The organism is Pleurocapsa sp. CCALA 161, from assembly GCF_003003995.1.
Classification (GTDB): domain Bacteria; phylum Cyanobacteriota; class Cyanobacteriia; order Cyanobacteriales; family Xenococcaceae; genus Waterburya.
This window is the reverse complement of the sequence record NZ_PVWF01000013.1, coordinates 40,470-61,143: the sequence shown is the minus strand read 5'-3', so window position 1 is coordinate 61,143 and position 20,674 is coordinate 40,470. Positions and strand designations below refer to the sequence as shown.

Here is a 20,674-nt window from a genome sequence, read left to right as displayed (position 1 = left end):
GCCCATTTTATCAACGAGGTCAGAAAGCCATGACACTCATTCTATCTGCTTTCTAGCTACTATTGTCGCCCCCACAGATATGAAACAAAAACTTTTGCCCAAGGTGATATTGATTCAGATGTGGATTCTATCGTAGTTACCCCCAAAAAAGGTTATCTCAAGGTGGATATACAGGTAGCAGCACCTATTAATTCCATAACTCAAGCGCAGATTGAAAAAGTTCAAACCGATCTGGCACAAAAAATTGGTAAAGATATTTATTTAAACGTAGAAGTTATTCCTCTCAAACGCTTGGTGGCACCAAATAAATAGGAAGGCACATAAGTAATCAAATTAAATATATCTTGCGAATGATTAAGATATTTTACTAAAAGCGTAACATTACTTAATAATCAACAATAGACTGGAAGATACTTAAATGTCTGTAACCTGATTGTTAAAGACAAAATCTATTTTACTAATTATAACTATTTAGCTGACCTTGGAAGGAGATTCAAATATGTCCGAGTTTAATGGTGTAATGATGCAGTACTTTCATTGGTACAATGAACCTGATGGTAGCTTATGGAATCAGTTAGCAGAAAATGCCGAGCATTTAGCAAAGGTAGGGATTACCTCTGTTTGGCTTCCTCCAGCTTATAAAGGAACGAGTGGCGGTTACGATGTCGGTTACGGCGTATATGATATTTTCGATCTAGGGGAGTTTGACCAAAAAGGATCGGTTAGAACTAAGTACGGTACAAAGGAAGAATATATTAATGCAATTAAGGTAGCTAAAGCAGCTGGCATTCGCATCTATGCAGACGTGGTGTTAAATCATATGCTTGGTGCAGACCACGAAGAAGAGGCAGAAGCAATGCCAATGAATCCTGATAATCGTCATGAAGCTATAGGTGATTTGCAAAAAGTAAAAACCTGGACGCATTTTACCTTTCCTGGTCGCCAGGGTAAATATTCCAGCTTAGAATGGCACTGGTGGCATTTTGACGCGGTTGACTACAATGCTTATGACGGAGATGCTGATGCTATTTATTTGTTTAAAGACAAGCAATTTGATGAGCAGGTAGATTTAGAAAAAGGTTCGTTTGCTTACTTGATGGGTTGTGACCTTGATATGGAACATCCTGAAGTGCGGGGTGAACTTCTGCACTGGGGAGAGTGGTATATTGATACTACAGATGTTGATGGTTTTCGCTTTGATGCGGTTAAGCACGTCGAAGCAGGATTTTTCCCTGATTGGTTAAACCACGTTCGGAAATATTCAGGTAAGCCTTTATTTGCTGTCGGCGAATATTGGTCTAATGAGCCAGAAGCTTTGCACCATTTTATTGATGTCACTGGTGGCGATGTGGCTTTGTTTGATGCACCCTTGCACTATAACTTTACTGAAGCTAGTAAAACAGGCAACAACTTTGATATGCGCCAGATCTTTGATGGGACATTGGTTAAAGATCAGCCTACTCTAGCAGTAACACTAGTAGAAAATCACGATTCCCAACCTTTACAGTCACTAGAATCTGTAGTAGAAGCTTGGTTTAAACCCTTAGCTTATGCCCTCATCTTATTAAGAAGAGATGGTTATCCTTGCGTTTTTTATGCTGATTACTACGGCGCGCATTATAAGGATCAAGGAAAAGATGGACAAGAATATGAGATCTTCATGGACTCGCATCAATGGCTAATTGACAAATTTTTAGAGACACGTCAAGACTTGGCTTATGGTGAGCAGTATGATTACTTCGATCATGCCAACTGTATTGGTTGGACAAGACTAGGGGATGAAGAACATCCAGGGGGAATAGCCGTCGTTTTAAGTAACGGTGATGAAGGTACTAAGTGGATGGAAGTAGGTCAGCCAAATCAAACTTATATCGATTTAACCGAACACATCGACGAGCCTATTACTACTAATGATGAAGGTTGGGCAGATTTTCGTTGTCAAGCTGGTTCGGTTTCCGTTTGGATTCCCAAGAAGTAATCATTTTGCAACCTAACTTGTAACTCTTAAAAGCCGATCGCCTAAAGTAAAATTAAAACTAATACAACTAATAGGCGATCGCTGTAAAATAATTAAAATTCAATTTAAATTCTTTTCGCACTTTTTCAAGATAATTTGTACTCGCTGACGATAGAAAGCTGGAAACATCACAAGAAACATCTGCTTGTAAGGAGTAGGATTAGATAACAGCATGATTGTGACTACGATGACCAAGAAAAAATTTAAAAATATCCCTAAAGTGCTAGAAAATAGATCGAAAAAACTACTGATAAATTGCTCTACAAAAGATTGAAGATTTTGTGTTAAAGATTCCGACCCCCTAACTTCTTGAAACAAATTATTTGGTAATACATTACGCAGCCGTTCATTGAGGCTACTAAGCTGTTCAAAGCCTTGAGGCACAAGCTTAACTAACTGTTGAAATTGATCGATAAATGGTGGGACGATTAAGGCAATAAAACCAATAATAAAAGTTAATACCCCAGTCTCAGCGATCGCGAGCGCTATTTTGCGTCTGAACTGAAATTTTTTCTGTAGTAACCTTACAAGCTGATTAATTGCCGTAGCAAAGACAACCGCTGCAAAAGTTAATAATAAAACTTGTTTGATTCGCCACAGAATATACAGGGCGATAATAATTGCTAGAAATCCAATTAATGTCCCCAAACGCACAATTTTTTGTCTCCAATTCCGATGATTTAAACTTAGTAGTTTCTTGCGCTACTGTCCTCTTACTAAAGAATGCTTTATCAATGGACATTTGCTCATCAAGGATAGACAATTGATCGATCTGCGCTGTATTGGTTAAATTAAGCAAAAATTCTCAATTGCTAGAATAGTTTCCATCTGACCAATTAACTACAGCAAGTAGTTTTAGTTTAGGCTTAATAAATTTATGACATTCGACTTTTTATCCTGGGAATTCGGCGGTAATAAGCTAAATGACTATTTAATAGCGACAGTTATTTTACTTTGCTCCATTATTTTAATTAAAACCCTCAGACGCTCAACTTTTAAAAGTTTGCGCAAGTGGGCTGCTCAAAGCGAAAATATTTATGATGATGCGATTGTTAACATTCTTGAAAGAGACTTGATTCCTATTGCCTATATTGCCAGTATTTATCTAGCAATTAGTAATTTAGCTTTGCATCCCATATTTGATCGCACTATCAACGTCATGGTAGTAATCATTTCAACTATCTTGGCAATTCGGCTTATTTGCGCAGGAATTGAATATATTATTAAAATTTACTGGATTAACTATCAACGAGATAACCTTAATTTAGAACAAAGCATTGATGCTTTAATGCCGGCAATCAGAATAGTCATCTGGTTAATTGGCACTATCTTTTTACTCGATAATTTAGGATTTAATATCTCAGCCGTAGTAACTAGCTTGGGGATTGGCGGAGTAGCGATCGCCCTGGCTTCTCAAGGAGTCTTACAAGACTTGTTTAGCTATTTTTCCATTCTTTTGGATCGTCCGTTTGAATTAGGAGATTTTATTATTGTCGGCGATTATCTTGGCACAGTCGAGTATGTTGGGATTAAAACTACTAGACTGAAAAGCATTGATGGGGAGCAAATCGTCATGGCTAATACTGACTTAGTTGGCTCGCGCATTCGCAACTACAAAAAAATGCGTCAACGTCGGGTTGTTTTTAATTTTGGAGTGGTGTACGAAACCAGCACTGAGCAATTAGCGCAAATTCCCGATTTGATCAAAGAGATTATCACACAGACAGAAAATGCAACCTGCGATCGCGCTCACTTTTCGGGCTATGGTGAATATAGTCTCAATTTTGAAGTGGTTTATTTGATTAACACTAATGACTACAGCATTTATATGAATGCTCAACAGGAAATCAACCTGGCAGTTAAAGACAAATTTGCTGAATATGGTATTGAATTTGCTTATCCTACGCAGGTGGCTTATTTAGACACCCTAGCTTCTGGAATGCCAATCAAACAAGAACAGTCAATGGTAGAAACAAGTGCTTAAACTTATGGCATTACTCTTAACCCGCAAATTATAATGATTGACAGCTGATTTGAATACTGCCTCCTGTCTCTTATTGTCTTAAACCAAGAATGTTTCTTTAGTTAAAACAAAAACATTACCTTCATTGCCTCGACCAATACGCATATCCTGATCTAAATAGGTAGTTTCCAGCCAGCCTTGTTGGTCACCGCGATCGATTTTGAAATCGATGGGCAAAAATTTCTTACCCGACTCAATCTGCTGAATTAGTTTAGCAGGGGTTTTATAGCCTAAAAAACGCTGCAAGCCAATAATCGAGCGTTCAAAGATGACGTTAACTCGGCGATCGCTAATAGGATCAAAACTGGCAGCCACGCTGACCAAACCTTCTAACATCGGCAAGCCGATAATTTCGGCAATATTATATACTTTAGCTTCTGATACCCGAATGCATTGATAAATTTGACCTAGCTTAAACAGCGGAAAGCGATCTAAGCCGAGAATTCCTTTGCTGGTAGTATAAAGCAAACGCCAATCACCATTGAGTAAATCCTTTGCTTCTAAAGGCTTGTTAGTGGGATTAGTATCTTCTAGCTGTTGAATTGCTGAAAGAACTCGGGCATTATCAATTTCGCTTGCCAGCAAACCACGATTTTTTCCAGCGATCGCTTCTAATAATTCTGCTTTTTTACTCATAATCTCTTAACTTAAATCGACAATCCTAATCCAGCTACTTCTATTTTATCGACTTATTTGTCTTCATCTGAAGATCTTTGAATAAAAAAACGATCCCAGTTATATTGGCGATCGTTTTAATTGTTTTAACCTATTCTGATGGATTGACTTTCGACTGCTTTTAATACTAGCTTTATTTTAGAGAGATAGCAGTTCCCCAATCGTCGCTTGGTGTTGCTGTGGGCAAAGAGCTAATACTGTCGCCACCATTCGAATCTTCACCAATGGATTTCTCTACTTCTCTTCCTGATTGCTCTAAGATAACAGTGGGATTTGAAAAACCATTTTGAGTGACTCTTTTTACTAGCACTTGACCATTAGATAAATACTGTCCCACTTCAACATAGCGACTGCTCTGTTCCTCAGGCGCTTTAACAATTAATCTGGTTCTGCCATTGGCTTTATATAATCCTGATACCACCACATTGTTTGCCAGAGTTGGCTCGATTGGTTGCGGTTCTGGAAAATCTAAATCAGAATAATTGCGATCTACTTGATTCTGTGGAGATACGGCGATCGCCTTTGACTGTTTTACTGTCTCTTTAATCTTTTTCTCTTCCTCTTTAATTTGAATACGAGGATTAAGAGCTACAACCGCAAAAGGATCATTTCGACCACGAATACTACTTCTAACTCTAGCATCAGGATTTGTTGCAGGAATTAAGCCAGCAATTTCTGGTATAGATTCGGTTGCTGACTTTTCTAGTTCTAAATCAGCAAAATCTTCTGTTGCATCTAGTTGGGCTTGAGTATTGTCAGTTTTTGTAGAAATCGATTTAGTAGTGTTTTCTTCTAAGTCCTTGCGAGAATCAGCAAAATCAGAGAAAAAAGAACAGCCTCCCGTTGATACCAAAATTCCAATTAATGTCAACAATACAATTTTATTCATAATAATAGTAAGAGTATCGATTAAGATTACTTAATTCAATCTGTAACCAAACAATTTAAACTATAAGATAACAGTTGACTTGAAGATCAGCCAGAGATTGTGCATTAATTTTTTTCTGATGCCATTGATTTTTTCAATAAATTCAATCCTTTTTTGAGCTGCCGAGATACTGTAACTACACTAATATCCAACATTTGGGCAGTTTCTTTTTGAGTTAAATCATGTAGAAAAACAAACTCCAAAACGTCTCTGGTACGCTCTTCTAATTCTCCTAAAGCTTGTTGCAAACGCACTCGATCTTCGTAGACCAAATGGAAGCTACGATGCTTAGGATCGGCAACCAAATCACACAGGCTAGTCTGACTATCTAAATCATTATTGACTGAGACATCTAAGCTCAACGGCTTACGATTTTGATAGGCTAATTTAATATCTTGCCATTCTTTAATTGATACTTCTAAATACTGAGCAATATCAGAATTACTTGGTTGCCGATGATGCTGTTCGCGAAAGCTGTGAATAAACGTAACTGATTTTTGTTTTAGCTCTAACCATCGACGAGGAATTCTTAGAGTAGAGCTTTTATCCCGAAGATAATGTTGAATTTCTCCTCTAATATAGGGGATAGCAAAAGAACTAAAAGCATTGCCTTTTTCAACGTCAAAACGCTCAATTGCTCTGATTAAACCAATAGAACCAACTTGTAATAAGTCTTCAAAGCTTTCATTGCATTGATTTACCCAATGATAAGACTCTTTTTTGACTAAACCAAAGTTTAACTCCATGATTTGGTTTCTTACTTTAGTACTATGCTCTTTTTGATATTCTTGAAATAGATATAAACTATCTAATTTGATATTTTTGCTAATACAAGCTGCCATTAAATCTAGTTCCTAGATAGAGAGTAATATATCATCTAAAAATTAGTAATCTACGATATATAAATTAATTTATTTCAGAAACAATTACAGCTTACTATCCTCAAAGCTGATTAAACAACAGCATTTATACTATTTACGTTAAATAAATGTTTAATGAAATTCTCAAAAATGCCAAATTTATACTTAGTTTTTTAGGTATTTTTGAAAAAAATAAGTGTTTTTACTTCAAGCAATTTAAGTTTACTTGGCTCAATTAAGTAAAATTTCTCACAAGTTTAATTCAAATTAAGATTAAATTATTTGCTTTGAATATTATTAAAATACTTAAGTGCTGAAGAGACAATATCTACTATAATTTTAGTAATAATTGACTGTATTTCAAAAACGTAACCCGTAAAAATACTCAGTCCAAAATGGAGATTTAAGAACTATCCTGAAAGAAAAAAAAGAATAGTTAAATAAAAAATTCGGCTATTGTTTGGCAAGATGCTAATAAGCGATCGCAAAGTCTTCGACGAATTCAAAATTTAGTCAAAAATATGGTGCAATTGCTAGATGATGTTTTGGCTATTAGTCGAGTAGAAACTAATAAATTAGATTTAATTTCCAACCTTTATGTTTAGCAAAACTTTGTTCTCTTTACTCAGTCCCAAAAATTGATTTTTCAAAAATCTTACGCAGGGATTAAGAGACTTGCAGAACAATAAAACATAGGTACGAGTTTTTATTGGTGATTCTGGAGCAAAAAGATGACATTACTAATGCGGAATCAATGGTTATCAAAAAAGCTTTTAGCTTTTGCTCTTCTAAAGCAAGTATAGGCACAAAAAAGGGGCATTTGCCCCTAATAGACCTAATTTGCTTGCGGTTAATTGCCACTCTACTCAAGATTTCTGGGGCAATGGATTTGTTTTTAGGCGTTTGAGACAACTCTGCCGTAGAAAATACCACGAACTTTAACTTCTTCTGGTTCTTCGGCGCCTAAGTCAGTGGCAGAAGGCTGTTCACTTTCAAATACCCCAGCAATTTCTCCTGTGTCACCATCAATTTTAGTGACGTTAAGCGACATTTTGCCTTTGCGGGAAACAAATTCTTTAACGTTGGCATTAGAAAATCTTTGGTCATCTGCTAGTCCAGGCAACGCTACAGCATTGTCGTAACCACTAGCGAGGCTACGTCCTTTGGGATCGAGGAAAACTTGTCCGCGATAGGAAGGAACGTTAAATTCACCTTCAAAGTCAGTTGAGGTATTAATGCTGTCTGCACTTGCTGTAGTAGTTCCTTGGAATTGCTTGATCGTAAACATGAAGGGAACTTCTTTTCCACCAGGTAACAAAACAGTAGCAGGTTGAAAATCAATCCCATCAATTTCAGTAAAGGTTAAAGTTCCATCAGCATTACTGTCAATAGTTCCTTGAATCTGGTCGAGACTAGAAGTATACCTAGTCAATAACTTACCTTGGATGTATTCAGCTTTTTGACGTTTGCTAACGGGTTCTTCTTTAACGAAATATTCTCTAGGTTCTATACACAAATCGCGGATAGCATATTTTTTACCTGATTCAATAGCAATAGTGCCACGACTACTATCGGGTAATTCTAAGCAAGTGTTGGCAATTCCAGTATTGACAATATCGTCATAGGTCAGCTCATTTCTGCTGACATCACTAGAATTACTACAGGCGGTTAGTACTCCTAAACATAATGCTAGGAAACAAGCAATAATTGAACGGTTTCTCATAATCAACTTCATTTTGTCAATTTTAAATTTAACATCGAGAGCGAAAGATGCTGCAAATAGGCTGTTCATATGAAATTAGCCATTTTTATAGATGCTATCTACTCTACCAAAGAAGGACTACATAATAAGCCGATCGCCCAAAAATATTCTATTCAACAAGCTATCTAATTTGTTAACAACTGTTCTGTAATCAGTTTAAGATTAGTGTACATCTTGTATAAAGTAGACAAAGTTCATTTTTAAGCTCATTTGGGGTACATGACTCAAGATCAAGACATCAACGCAATCGATTCAATCAGCTTATTAACGGACACAGCTCAAGATCTTTGTGCCTTGGCAAAAGAAAACCAAAACGACAGTCTTTTCTTACTATCATTGTTACGAGATTTGGAACAGATTCATCGTCAAATTAGAATTAATTATTTTGAATCAGCATTACCACAAACGCGCCATGATTTATATCAGTTTGTTAAAGATATAGAGGAAAAAGGTGGTTGGCCCTATATTGAGCGTATGAGATTAATAGATTTATTAAAAAATTTAGAGTTGAGCGAAGAAAATGTTGAACAACGGCTTGAATCGGAAGAAGTTTAAAGCATACCTTTAGTTAAATCTAGACCATCAACCGTCAAGTATTCAATCCATAGCTTAATCAAGCAGATGAATTTTGGACAAAACTTGCAGTAATAATTATAACTAATTGCGATCGCCAAACGAGTGTAACTTTGTAGTTTTCAAACCCCGTAGAAACAGTTAATCTGGAAGGTGTTATTTCTAAAGTTACTAAATTTTTAGTTTTATGGCTTTTACTGTTAATCCCATCAAGTTTGGTACGGATGGTTGGCGTGGAGTGATTGCGGCTGACTTTACTTTTGAACGTGTTGCTATGCTAGCACCACTGGCAGCTCAAGTTTTGGCAGATAACTACGGAGATATTGCTAATAATCGTACTGTGATTGTAGGTTACGATCGCCGCTTTATGGCAGAAGATTTTGCTAAGTTAACCGCAACAGTAATACAAGAAGCGGGATTTGATGTTTTATTGTCTGAGTGTTTTGCCCCCACTCCTGCCTTTAGTTGGGCAGCGAAAGCTCATCATGCTCTGGGTGCAATTGTGATGACGGCATCTCATAATCCTGCTACATATTTGGGATTAAAAGTTAAAAGTGCTTTTGGTGGATCTGTGCCACCAGAAATTACCGAACAAATCGAGGCTAAACTTGGTCAGTCTTTACCTCCCGCCGAAAAGCCAGGTAAGCTAGAGATGTTTGATCCGTGGGCAAGTTATTGTCAGGGGTTGCAGCAAAAAGTTGATATTGCAGCAATTAAAAGCGCTATTGTTGCCGAGAAACTGAAGGTCTATGTGGATGTAATGCACGGTGCAGCAGCTTCGGGAATGGAACGTCTATTAGGGTGTCCTGTATCAGAAATAAATAGCGATCGCGATCCTTTATTTGGCGGTGGCGCACCTGAACCTCTACCGAAATATCTACCTGATTTTTTCAAAGCAATTAAAGCAGGGGCTAAAGATTACCCTCATAGTCTGCGGGTAGGGTTAGTATTTGATGGCGATAGCGATCGCATTGCAGGGGCTGATGCAGCAGGAAATTTTCTCAGTTCGCAGGTATTAATTCCGATTTTGATTGAGCATTTGGCAGAACGCAAAGGTTTTACTGGAGAGATTGTTAAAACTGTTAGTGGTTCGGATCTGATTCCTCGCTTAGCTAAATGCTATGAGCGATCGGTATATGAAACGCCAATTGGTTATAAATATATTGGCGATAGGATGCTTCAGGCAGAAGTAATGATTGGTGGAGAAGAATCAGGAGGTATCGGTTATGGCACCCATATACCCGAACGTGATGCCCTCTTATCGGCTTTGTACGTCCTAGAAGCAGTAGTTGAGTCGGGAGAAGAGCTGGGCGCAATCTATAGGCGATTACAGCAAAAGACCGATTTTACTGCGCATTACGATCGCATCGATCTCCCCTTAGCAAACATGGAAGTTCGCGCCAAGTTATTAGCACGTTTGCAACAAGAAACTCCTCAAGAAGTTGCTGGAATGTCCGTCGTAGATTGTCTTGACGTTGATGGTTACAAATTCAGAATGGATGATAACACTTGGTTGTTAATTCGCTTTAGTGGCACTGAACCTGTATTACGTCTTTATTGTCAGGCTACTACTATGTCAGAAGTGCAAAAAGTGCTTGAATGGGCAAGAGATTGGGCAAATTCATAACTACTTGAGGAGAAAGCGATCGACAAAGGAGCTTCGCCCTAGCTCTAAGCTATAAACTTGGTGATAAATCTTCGTTAGCAAGGATCTCAGCACGAGTACCCTTGCTTTTTTTACTTAAAAAAACTAGTAATTTACTAGGACTCAATCGCTAATATTAAATATTTTATCTAAATGTCTTGACCAAAAATTTACATCATTTTGGTAACGTCCAGAACTATTGGTAAATATAAACTGGTTAACGATTCACAAAAAACAACTTAAGGTTACTTGGCAGTTTCTTAGGTATTTAGGCATGGATCGTTACACCTCATTATGAGAATTTAAAGACATGCAAGCAGTAGTACCCAACGTCCAACAACCAATCGACGTTAATATCAGTCCAGAGCTAGAATCAGGTCAGACCTATCAGGGTAGAGCAACTTTCTACGATGCAGCTAATCCTGCGGGAGGAAAAGGTAACTCTGGTTATGACGTTCTTTCTGGAGACGCATTAGCCGGTATTACCGCCATTAATAATGTTCAGTGGAATGCATCTGAAGCTAGTGGAGCTTTTTTGGAGGTGTCAGGTCCTAAACAAACAGATGGCGCTGCACCTATTATAGTTCAAGTTTCAGATCTGTTATATGAACGCGCTGATGGCTTAGACCTTAGTGCAGAAGCATTTTTTGAAGTTGCCGATCCTGTAGACGGGGTAGTAGATATAGAATATAAATTAATTAGTCCCGATGACAATTTTGTGACTCCTTATGGTAACAGTATTGGTCAAGGTATTGTAGTTGAGGGCATCCCCGAATCTAATCCCTATTATGGAGCTATTAGACTTAATAATCATCGCAATCCAGTCGAAAGCGTCGATTTACTGGAAGAGGATGGTAGTCTAGTTCCTTTGGAACGAGGGTCGGATAATCGTTTTGTCTTGAATACTGGCTCTGCTATATCAGAAGCACAAGATTTGGTGGTAACAGATATTTTTGGTCAACAAGTGACTTTAAACGATGTTGATATTGCTAGCGGTAGCAGTGCTGATGTGGTTACAGGTGAGCAGTTTGATATTGTCTAAGCAGCGATAAAACCTCAATGCTCACTAAAATGGGCGATCGCTGTAAAATAAAGTTTGTTGCCTGACTAAATTGACAAATTTGCAGGTTAAATATTTACAGGTTAAATATCGGTATCTTAATTTCAAAACTGCCTCATGACATATCGAGGGCTATTTGTAGGTTTAACCACCTTAGATTTTATTTACTTAAGCGATCGCCCTGTGCAAGCAAATCAAAAACTAGTGGCGCAGGAATATCTTACGGTAGCAGGAGGACCCGCAACTAATGCTGCTGTTACTTTTAACTATTTTGGCAATCAAGCTAAATTACTTTCTGTACTAGGAAAACATCCGTTAACTGAATTAATCAAAAGCGATCTAGCACAGCAGGGTGTTGCCACAGTAGATTTAATACCAGACAAGAGCGATACTCCTCCTGTGTCCTCGATTATTGTCACCGCAGCTACGGGAGAGCGTTCAATTATTTCCCTCAATGCAGTAAAGTCTCAGGCTAACCCTGAAATAGTTGCACCAGATTTGCTGACTAATATCGATCTGGTTTTACTTGATGGACATCAGCTAGAGGTTAGTTTGAAAGTTGCGGCGATCGCTAAAACCAGACAAATTCCTGTTATTCTTGATGGTGGTAGCTGGAAACCAGGACTAGAGGAATTGCTTTTCTGGGTAGACTACGCTATTTGTTCAGCCAACTTTTACCCCCCACCATGTCAGCAGAGAGAAGATGTGTTTGATTTTTTACAAGATTGTGGCATAAAATACATTGCCATCACTCAAGGAGAGCAAGCAATTAGATATCGAGAGCAAGACCGCAACTCTACTATCCCTGTCCCTGCAATCAAGCCTGTGGATACTTTAGGCGCAGGGGATATTTTTCATGGTGCATTTTGTCATTATATTTTGCAGGATAATTTTACTACTGCTTTAAAGCGGGCAGCAAAGATTGCTAGTCGCTCTTGTCTATCATTTGGAACGAGAAGCTGGCTACAACACTTACAACATTAATTTAGTCTCGTACCTAGCCTCTCTTGATCTGTGCCATCAAGGAAAAGCTTATAGCTGAAGCGAAGCAACTTTATTTACAGTTAGCTGTAGCTGCTCGATAATTTGATCTGCTGCTCCTGTTTGAGCTTGGGCAAAACGTCTAGCCACAACAGGCGCATAGACCAAGGTATTAGTAAAGCCAGAAAACAGATACAGTCCTGAAATGTCGGCTAAATTTCCGACCAAAGCAATTCCTTGATTATTAAACGCTACCAAACAACTATGACAAGTACCTGGAAGATCTTCTAGTAAAGGTAAGACATTACCTACCTGTTGGCGAATTTGAGCTTCAGCGATCGCTAAATCAAATTTAGCCTGGGGGTTTTCGGTGATGGAGCTAATTTGACCCAGACAAAGACTACCATCCATAAACTGAACTGCTCCAGGGTCTAAGATTACCCTGGTTGATTGATGTCCAGGATCTATAGCAGCTGGTTGAGCTTCTAGCCTAAATCTCTGCTGAACGGCAGGCATCACTACGGTAGCCAACTCCAAATCTACGGGAGGAGTCATAATTAGCTGCGCGTGAGTAAAATAATTATTTACTTTAATCCCTGCTTGCTGCAATAGCGATTGCGATAATCCTCCCGCACAAACAATAGTATTATTCCCAGAATAAATATTTGTCTTGGTAGTAACGCCAGTAATTCTATTGCCTTGGCGCACCAGCCCTACCACCTGCTCATAGATCACCTTTCCTCTATGACGAATCATGGCTTGAATGTAGGCATTAGTGGTCTTTTGTGCCTGGATATGAGCATGAGGTAGCTTAAGAACTCCTGAAATGGCATTAGGATTCAGCAATGGCTCTAGAGTACAAGCATCCTGGACGTTAAGTAATTCTGGAGTAATCGCAAAGCGCTCATAATTCTGCGCTATGGCTTCAGGATCATCTTGGCGATCAATAGTTAAAACTAAATCCAATTCCCTAAATTCCGTATCTGCATCTAGTTCGACACTTAAATCGCGATGTAGTTCAATACCTTCTTGAGCAAGAGTACAAGTAAGTTCGTCCGTGCCTGACCAATAGGCTAAACCGCCGTAACTATATAGAGTGGCATTATCTGGCTGGGGATCTTTTTCTAACAGCAAGACTGTCAGGTTTTGTCGACTCAATTCATAGGCGAGACTAGCACCAGTTATTCCTGCCCCAATTACTATCCAGTCGTATGTGGTCATGTTAAATTCTGTTCTTGTGTGCCATGTTTTAACTGTGTCTTGGCTTGTTGCCACAAAGATTCTAATTTTTCTAAATCATATTCTGTTAAAGGACGAGGGGCGAACTTTTCCATCAGCTCTAGGCGTTGAATAAAACGGCGGTTTGTTCCCTGTAAAGCAGCAAAAGGGTCTAAATCGTACCAACGAGCAAGATTAATAATCGTGAAGAGTAAATCGCCTAATTCTTCCTGTTGATGAGTTTTATCGTTGGTCGTTAGAGCCTCTTGGAACTCTCCCAACTCTTCAGTAAATTTGCTCCAAACTCCGTCAATATCTGACCATTCAAAACCTGCTGCTGCTGCCTTAATTGATATTTTCATACCTGCCGTTAAGGGAGGAAGACTACGAGCATAGCGATCGAGTTTCCGACTAAGTAAGTTTGCTTGTTCAGGACTTTCCCCTTTTTCGGCTGCTTTAATCTCTTCCCAATTTTGATTAACTTCGGCAGCACTGTTAACCTGTACATCGCCAAAGACATGGGGATGACGACGAATCAACTTAGCCGTAATACCTTGAGCAACATCCTCCAAAGTAAAATTTTGATGTTCACTAGCGATTTGAGTCTGCAACACCACCTGTAGCAATAAATCCCCTAACTCTTCGGCGATCGCTTGTTGGTTTCCTGCTTGCAGCGCGTCTACCACCTCGTAAGCCTCTTCAATCACGTAGGGAATTAAAGTCTGAGGTGTTTGTGCCAAGTCCCAAGGACATCCCCCATTTGGGGATCTCAGTTGAGCAACTACTTCAATCAAACGCTTTAAGGCATCTAAAACAGACTGCTGGGTCATTGAGGGAGAATTCATGTTGCTCTATTCAAATTTTAGGGTTCACCAGATCTAAATCTACCTAACATTTCAGTAGATTAAAGTTAATCCCATATTCTACTTTGATAACTTCCAAATCATACCTACTAATTTCTGAGTGATAAGTCATAAAAATTATTTTTCGCTGTTTCACAGGGGCGACTAAGCTTTGACCTTGGATCATTTAATAATATTTTAATACTCCATCTTAGTCATTAAGTTTTATAAGTTTTCATAATCTTGAAGGTCATGATTAGCAGTAACCTAGATACATCGGGTATTAAATCACAATGTAAATTTACAAATGATTAACAAAATTCTATACGCTGATTCTGGAGCAGAAAATGCTCAAGATATGCTCAAAATACTATTAGAGCTTCCCGCCACTAAGAATGCTCAAGTATCAATTTTGAAGGTGATTTCGCCAAAAACCACCCAAGAAGAATCGGCAGCCCAAGAAGAAGCTCAAGCAAAAATTGGTGAATTGGTGGCGAAACTAGGGACAAATTGCGATGAAGCTAGCTGCAAGGTTGAGGAAGGTGAACCCAAAACTACTGTGCTGAAGGTAGCACAAGAAGTTGATGCCGATCTAATTATCATGGGTTCGCGGGGTTTAGGTAAATTACAGTCGATTCTCAGTAATTCTGTGAGTCAATATGTATTTCAATTGACCGATCGCTCAATGTTGTTGGTAAAAGATGATATTTATATCAAAAAACTCAAGCGAGTTATGGTGGCGCTCGATAAATCTCCTGCGGCAAACTATGCTTTAGAAATTACCTTATCTCTACTACAGGGTTATCAAGATGCAGAGATCTTTTTGACTAGGGTTAATCCAGATTTAGATCCCAATGTGAACTTATCTCAAGCAGATATGGAAAGTAATCCGATTTTAGCGCCAGCGATCGCCAAAGTCAAACGTATGGGTTTGCAATATCGCTGTTTGGTAACAGGTGGTAGACCAGCACAGAAGATCTGTAGTCTAGCTGAAGCTAGAAATATTGACCTGTTAGTTTTGGGTTCTCCTGAACGTCGTCCTTCTATTGCTAAAAGCCTTCCAGATATTGAGCGTTTATTAGGTAGTTCTTTATCTGACTATATTCGTATCAAAGCACCTTGTCCTGTTCTTTTAGCTAGGCAAGAGGTAGCAGCTTAGGATTGCGCTTTATTTTTTGATCCTCTGCCTGATTTTAGCAGAGGAATTTTTATGTTGATTTTCTGAATATTCAGAAAAAATCCCTCATCGTAAGGATGAGGGAAAGATTACTTTTTTAACTAGCAAATCTTAGTTATGTTTAACCAAATTTACCAGCAGTCGAAGCAATTAGGAAGGCGGCATAGGTCAGGATGTAACCCACTGTAAAGTGAGCCAGACCAACTACACGACCTTGAACAATGGACATAGCAACTGGCTTGTCTTTCCAGCGAACTAGGTTAGCTAGAGGAGTACGTTCATGCGCCCAAACAATAGTTTCGATCAACTCTTGCCAGTAACCACGCCAAGAGATGAGGAACATGAAACCAGTTGCCCAAACTAGGTGTCCAAAGAGGAACATCCAAGCCCAAACAGAAAGGTTATTAACACCATAAGGGTTATAGCCGTTAATCAATTGAGCAGAATTTGCCCAGAGATAATCACGGAACCAACCCATTAGGTAAGTAGAGTTTTCATTGAACTGAGCCACGTTACCCTGCCAAACACCAAGGTGTTTCCAATGCCAGTAGAAGGTTAACCAGCCCAAGGTATTAAGCATCCAGAACATCGCTAGGTAGAAGGAATCCCACGCTGAGATATCACAAGTACCGCCACGACCAGGACCATCACAAGGGAAAGCAAAACCGAAGTCTTTCTTGTCTGGCATTAGCTTGGATCCACGGGCATCTAAAGCACCTTTGACCAAGATTAAAACTGTGGTGTGTAACCCTAAAGCGATCGCATGGTGAACCAAGAAATCTCCAGGTCCAATGGTGAGGAACAAAGAGTTTGTGCCGCTATTAATCGCATCTAGCCAGCCAGGTAGCCAAGCTGCACCAGTTTGGGTAATACTATCAGGGTTAGAAAGCAAAACATCAAAGCCATAGAGAGCTTTTCCAGAGGCGGCTTGAACAAACTGTGCAAACACAGGCTCGATCAAAATTTGCTTTTCTGGAGTACCAAAGGCTACTACTACGTCATTGTGTACGTACAAACTCAAAGTATGGAAGCCAAGGAAGAGGGATACCCAACTTAAGTGAGATATAATCGCTTCTTTGTGCTGCAAAACTCTCGAAAGTACATTGTTTTTGTTGGCTTCGGGATCGTAATCTCTAACTAAAAAGATCGCACCGTGAGCAAACGCACCAACCATCAAGAATCCAGCAATATATTGATGGTGAGTATATAAAGCTGCTTGAGTTGTATAGTCCCTCGCAATAAATGCATAGGAGGGCAAAGAATACATGTGTTGTGCCACCAAGGAAGTAACCGTACCTAAACTAGCCAGAGCCAACGCTAACTGGAAGTGAAGGGAGTTATTCAAAGTGTCATACATTCCTTTGTGTCCTTCCCCCAAACCGCCTTGAGGAGGCTTATGAGTGTCCAGAATCTCTCTAATGCTATGACCAATACCGAAATTAGTACGGTACATATGTCCAGCAATGATAAAGATAACTGCGATCGCCAAGTGGTGATGAGCAATATCTGTCAACCAAAGAGACTCGGTTTGGGGATGAAAACCACCTAAGAAAGTTAAGATAGCTGTTCCTGCTCCTTCAGAAGTTCCAAACACATGGCCAGCAGTGTCAGGGTTCTGAGCATATACACCCCAGTTCAGACTAAAAAACGGTCCTAAACCAGCGGGATGAGGAGGAGTAGAAAGGAAGTTATCCCAACCCACATGCTGTCCGCGAGATTCGGGAATAGCAACGTGAACTAGGTGTCCAGTCCAAGCCAAAGAACTTACCCCAAACAAACCAGCTAAGTGGTGATTGAGGCGAGACTCAGCATTTTTGAACCATGCCAAGCTAGGACGGAATTTTGGCTGTAAATGTAGCCAACCAGCAAACAAGAAAACAGAAGACAAGAGCAATAAGAAGATCGACCCTTGATATAATTCCTGGTTACTAGTCATACCAATAGTGTAAAACCAGTGGTAAACCCCAGAGTAGGCAATGTTTACTGGGTTAGAAGCTCCACCTTGAGTAAATGCATCGATTGCTCCTGAGCCAAAGTGAGGATCCCAAATCGCATGAGCGATGGGACTTGTGTTTAAAGGATCTTTAATCCACTGTTCAAAGTTACCTTGCCAAGCTACATGGAACAGAGTACCGGAAGTCCACAAGAAGATAATGGCAATATGACCAAAGTGGGAGGCAAAAATCTTTTGGTAAAGATTTTCCTCAGTCATACCATCATGCAGCTCAAAGTCATGAGCAGTGGCAATTCCATACCAGATCCGACGAGTGGTCGGGTCTTGGGCGAGATCCTGGCTAAATTTGGGAAATTTAGTTGCCATAAGTTATGGGTAGAATTCTCCTGTAAAGGTTGAAAATGAGCTAAATATAACTATTTGCTACTCATTTCTGGCTTTTAGTTACTACCGTCAATATTTATTATTGTTAAATATTGCTAGATAGTAGTTTTGTTAAAACACGGTTGCTGAAGCTTTAAATCTAAATATCTAAATTTAAATATTTAAATTTTAGTTTAACTACCGTTGAATTTGTTGATTGCGATTATTTCTCAGCCGAAGCGTAAGATCGCGATTTAGCTTTGCCAATCTCACAAGACAGACTGAACTATCTTGAAAGATTGACTTTGCTTTGGAAACAGCTACAACGATAGCGTTCTAGCTAAGAAGAATGCCCATGTAGTAACAATTCCTCCTAATAAATAGTGAGCTACACCTACTGCACGACCTTGAGTAATACTCAAAGCGCGAGGTTGAATAGCTGGAGCTACTTTCAGTTTGTTGTGCGCCCAAACAATAGACTCAATCAATTCTTGCCAGTAGCCACGTCCACTAAAGAGGAACATTAAGCTGAAGGCAAACACGAAGTGACCTGCCAGGAACATGATGCCATAAGCAGATAGAGCCGAGCCGTAGCTATTAATAACTTGGGAAGCTTGCGCCCACAAGAAGTCACGCAGCCAACCGTTGATACAAATAGCACTTTGAGCAAAATTACCAGCGGTAATGTGAGATACCGTACCGTCAGGAGATACCGTTCCCCAAACATCTGACTGCATTTTCCAACTAAAGTGGAAAATTACCACAGAAATCGAGTTGTACATCCAGAATAAGCCTAAGAACACATGATCCCAAGCTGATACTTGGCAAGTACCACCACGACCAGGACCGTCACAAGGGAAGCGGAAACCTAGATTGGCTTTATCTGGAATCAGGCGAGAGCTACGAGCGTAGAGAACACCTTTCAAAAGAATTAGAGCCGTTACATGGATAGTAAAAGCGTGAATATGGTGAACCATAAAGTCAGCCGTACCTAGAGCAATAGGCATCATTGCCACCTTGCCACCAACCGCTACGATACCACCGCCAAAAGCATAGCTTACTGGCTCGATCGCTGTAGGAGCAGTAGTTCCTGGTGCCAAAGTATGTATGTTTTGCACCCACTGAGCAAAGATTGGCTGGAGTTGAATCGCCGTATCCGAGAACATGTCTTGGGGACGACCCAAAGCTCTCATGGTGTCGTTATGAATGTATAAACCAAAGCTATGGAAGCCGAGGAAGATACATACCCAGTTAAGGTGTGAAATAATTGCGTCGCGAACACGAAGTACGCGGTCAACCACGTTATTTACATTCTTAGCTGGATCATAGTCACGCACCATATAGATCGCGGCGTGCGCTCCTGCACCAACTATTAAGAAGGCACCAATCCACATGTGATGGGTAAAGAGCGATATTTGAGTCGCATAGTCGATCGCCATGTAAGGATATGGAGGCATGGCGTACATATGCTGTGCCACGATAATTGTCAGAGAACCAAGCATGGCTAAGTTAACTGCCAATTGAGCATGCCAAGAAGTTGTCAAGATCTCATATAGACCTCTGTGACCTTCTCCACCAAACAACAGAGGATCGCCTTTGTGACCGTCTAAAATTTCTTTCATACTGTGACCAATACCAAAATTGGTACGGTACATATGACCAGCAATAATAAACAGTACGGCAAGAGCCAAGTGATGATGTGCTGTATCAGATAACCACAAGCCACCAGTTACGGGGTTCAAACCACCTTTAAAAGTTAAAAAGTCAGAATATACGCCCCAGTTTAGGGTGAAGAAAGGTCGAAGCCCTTCTGCAAAACTTGGGTATAATTCCGTCATCAAATCTCTATTCAAGATGAACTCGTGTGGCAGAGGAATATCTGCTGCTGCCACTCCTGCATCCAACATTTTGTTGATTGGCAGAGATACGTGGATCTGATGACCAGCCCAGCCAAGACAGCCTAAGCCTAATAAACCAGCTAAATGGTGGTTCATCATTGATTCCACATTTTGAAACCACTCTAGCTTAGGAGCTCTTTTGTGGTAGTGAAACCAGCCAGCAAAGATCATCAAAGCTGCCATAACTAACCCACCAATAGCTGTGCAGTACAACTGAAAGCTATTAGTAAATCCAGAAGCTCTCCAAAGATAAAAGAAACCTGATGTGATTTGAATTCCGTGGAAACCACCACCAACATCAGCATTAAGGATATCTTGCCCAACAATGGGCCAAACTACCTGGGCGCTAGGTTTGATTACAGTAGGATCGGTTAACCAAGCTTCATAGTTGGAAAAGCGAGCTCCGTGGAAATACATTCCACTTAGCCAAACGAAAACCACTGCTAAATGACCAAAATGAGCGCTGAATATTTTTCGCGAAATATCTTCTAAGTCACTGGTATGACTGTCAAAATCATGAGCATCAGCGTGAAGATTCCAAATCCAAGCGGTTGTTTTAGGACCTCTGGCTAAAGTTCGGTCAAAGTGACCTGGCTTGCCCCATTTCTCGAAAGAAGTTGGGACTGGATCTACATCAACTGTTACCTTGACTTTCGCCTCGTCTTTTTGAGGACTAATTGTCATGAGGATTCTCCTCT

General features: G+C 39.7%; 17 protein-coding genes. 8 read left to right on the top strand and 9 right to left on the bottom strand.

All coding sequences use genetic code 11. The features are described from left to right. The first annotated feature begins 120 nt into the window (after positions 1-120). Positions 121-312 (top strand): hypothetical protein, encoded by a 192-nt coding sequence (locus tag C7B62_RS05370; RefSeq protein WP_106233592.1) that lies wholly within the window; start codon positions 121-123, stop codon positions 310-312. Positions 313-499: 187 nt separating this feature from the next. After that, positions 500-1,978 (top strand): alpha-amylase, encoded by a 1,479-nt coding sequence (locus C7B62_RS05365; RefSeq protein ID WP_106233591.1) that lies wholly within the window; start codon positions 500-502, stop codon positions 1,976-1,978. Positions 1,979-2,077: 99 nt separating this feature from the next. On the opposite strand, the gene C7B62_RS05360 is transcribed toward C7B62_RS05365, so the two are convergent. After that, positions 2,078-2,671 (bottom strand): AI-2E family transporter, encoded by a 594-nt coding sequence (locus C7B62_RS05360; RefSeq protein WP_158260631.1) that lies wholly within the window; start codon positions 2,669-2,671, stop codon positions 2,078-2,080. Positions 2,672-2,894: 223 nt separating this feature from the next. Here C7B62_RS05360 and C7B62_RS05355 point away from each other — a divergent pair, with 223 nt between their 5' ends. Beyond that, the gene (locus C7B62_RS05355) at positions 2,895-4,001 is read left to right on the top strand and encodes a mechanosensitive ion channel family protein (RefSeq protein ID WP_106233589.1); all 1,107 of its coding nucleotides are present in this window, start codon (positions 2,895-2,897) and stop codon (positions 3,999-4,001) included. Between the two features lie 78 nt (positions 4,002-4,079). Here the strand turns inward: C7B62_RS05355 and C7B62_RS05350 are convergent, their stop codons facing one another. From C7B62_RS05350 to C7B62_RS05325, 4 genes are all read right to left on the bottom strand, one after another. Next, on the bottom strand, positions 4,080-4,676 hold the full coding sequence (locus tag C7B62_RS05350) for a PAP/fibrillin family protein (protein WP_106233588.1): 597 nt from the start codon (positions 4,674-4,676) through the stop codon (positions 4,080-4,082). Between the two features lie 172 nt (positions 4,677-4,848). Further along, positions 4,849-5,604 carry a hypothetical protein gene (locus tag C7B62_RS05345; protein ID WP_106233587.1) on the bottom strand — a complete coding sequence of 252 codons (756 nt, stop codon included), beginning with the start codon at positions 5,602-5,604 and terminating at the stop codon, positions 4,849-4,851. A 104-nt stretch (positions 5,605-5,708) separates the two neighbouring features. Further along, positions 5,709-6,485: an RNA polymerase sigma factor SigF gene (locus tag C7B62_RS05340; RefSeq protein ID WP_106233586.1), complete on the bottom strand. Its 777-nt coding sequence runs from the start codon at positions 6,483-6,485 to the stop codon at positions 5,709-5,711. 913 nt (positions 6,486-7,398) lie between these two features. After that, positions 7,399-8,226: a photosystem II manganese-stabilizing polypeptide gene (locus C7B62_RS05325; protein WP_106233595.1), complete on the bottom strand. Its 828-nt coding sequence runs from the start codon at positions 8,224-8,226 to the stop codon at positions 7,399-7,401. A gap of 258 nt (positions 8,227-8,484) precedes the next feature. Between C7B62_RS05325 and C7B62_RS05320 the strand changes: the two genes are divergently transcribed. The 4 genes from C7B62_RS05320 to C7B62_RS05305 all read left to right on the top strand — a co-directional run bounded on the left by C7B62_RS05320 (position 8,485) and on the right by C7B62_RS05305 (position 12,527). Next, complete coding sequence (locus C7B62_RS05320) at positions 8,485-8,820, top strand: hypothetical protein (protein WP_106233584.1); 336 nt, start codon at positions 8,485-8,487, stop codon at positions 8,818-8,820. A 205-nt stretch (positions 8,821-9,025) separates the two neighbouring features. Continuing rightward, positions 9,026-10,465: a phosphoglucomutase/phosphomannomutase family protein gene (locus C7B62_RS05315; RefSeq protein WP_106233583.1), complete on the top strand. Its 1,440-nt coding sequence runs from the start codon at positions 9,026-9,028 to the stop codon at positions 10,463-10,465. Between the two features lie 328 nt (positions 10,466-10,793). Continuing rightward, positions 10,794-11,525 carry an expansin EXLX1 family cellulose-binding protein gene (locus tag C7B62_RS05310; protein WP_106233582.1) on the top strand — a complete coding sequence of 244 codons (732 nt, stop codon included), beginning with the start codon at positions 10,794-10,796 and terminating at the stop codon, positions 11,523-11,525. Between the two features lie 135 nt (positions 11,526-11,660). Continuing rightward, the gene (locus C7B62_RS05305) at positions 11,661-12,527 is read left to right on the top strand and encodes a sugar kinase (RefSeq protein WP_106233581.1); all 867 of its coding nucleotides are present in this window, start codon (positions 11,661-11,663) and stop codon (positions 12,525-12,527) included. Positions 12,528-12,575: 48 nt separating this feature from the next. On the opposite strand, the gene C7B62_RS05300 is transcribed toward C7B62_RS05305, so the two are convergent. Continuing rightward, positions 12,576-13,745 (bottom strand): FAD-binding oxidoreductase, encoded by a 1,170-nt coding sequence (locus C7B62_RS05300; protein WP_106233580.1) that lies wholly within the window; start codon positions 13,743-13,745, stop codon positions 12,576-12,578. Continuing rightward, on the bottom strand, positions 13,742-14,587 hold the full coding sequence (gene mazG, locus C7B62_RS05295) for a nucleoside triphosphate pyrophosphohydrolase (RefSeq protein ID WP_106233579.1): 846 nt from the start codon (positions 14,585-14,587) through the stop codon (positions 13,742-13,744). The genes C7B62_RS05300 and mazG overlap by 4 nt, the downstream gene beginning before the upstream one ends. 304 nt (positions 14,588-14,891) lie before the next feature. Here mazG and C7B62_RS05290 point away from each other — a divergent pair, with 304 nt between their 5' ends. Next, the gene (locus C7B62_RS05290; protein ID WP_106233578.1) at positions 14,892-15,743 is read left to right on the top strand and encodes a universal stress protein; all 852 of its coding nucleotides are present in this window, start codon (positions 14,892-14,894) and stop codon (positions 15,741-15,743) included. Positions 15,744-15,882: 139 nt separating this feature from the next. On the opposite strand, the gene psaB is transcribed toward C7B62_RS05290, so the two are convergent. Next, positions 15,883-18,081: a photosystem I core protein PsaB gene (psaB, locus tag C7B62_RS05285; RefSeq protein ID WP_106233577.1), complete on the bottom strand. Its 2,199-nt coding sequence runs from the start codon at positions 18,079-18,081 to the stop codon at positions 15,883-15,885. Positions 18,082-18,398: 317 nt separating this feature from the next. Then, a complete protein-coding gene (psaA, locus tag C7B62_RS05280) occupies positions 18,399-20,660 on the bottom strand; it encodes a photosystem I core protein PsaA (RefSeq protein ID WP_106233576.1) in 2,262 nt (753 codons plus the stop codon). Positions 20,661-20,674 lie beyond the last annotated feature (14 nt).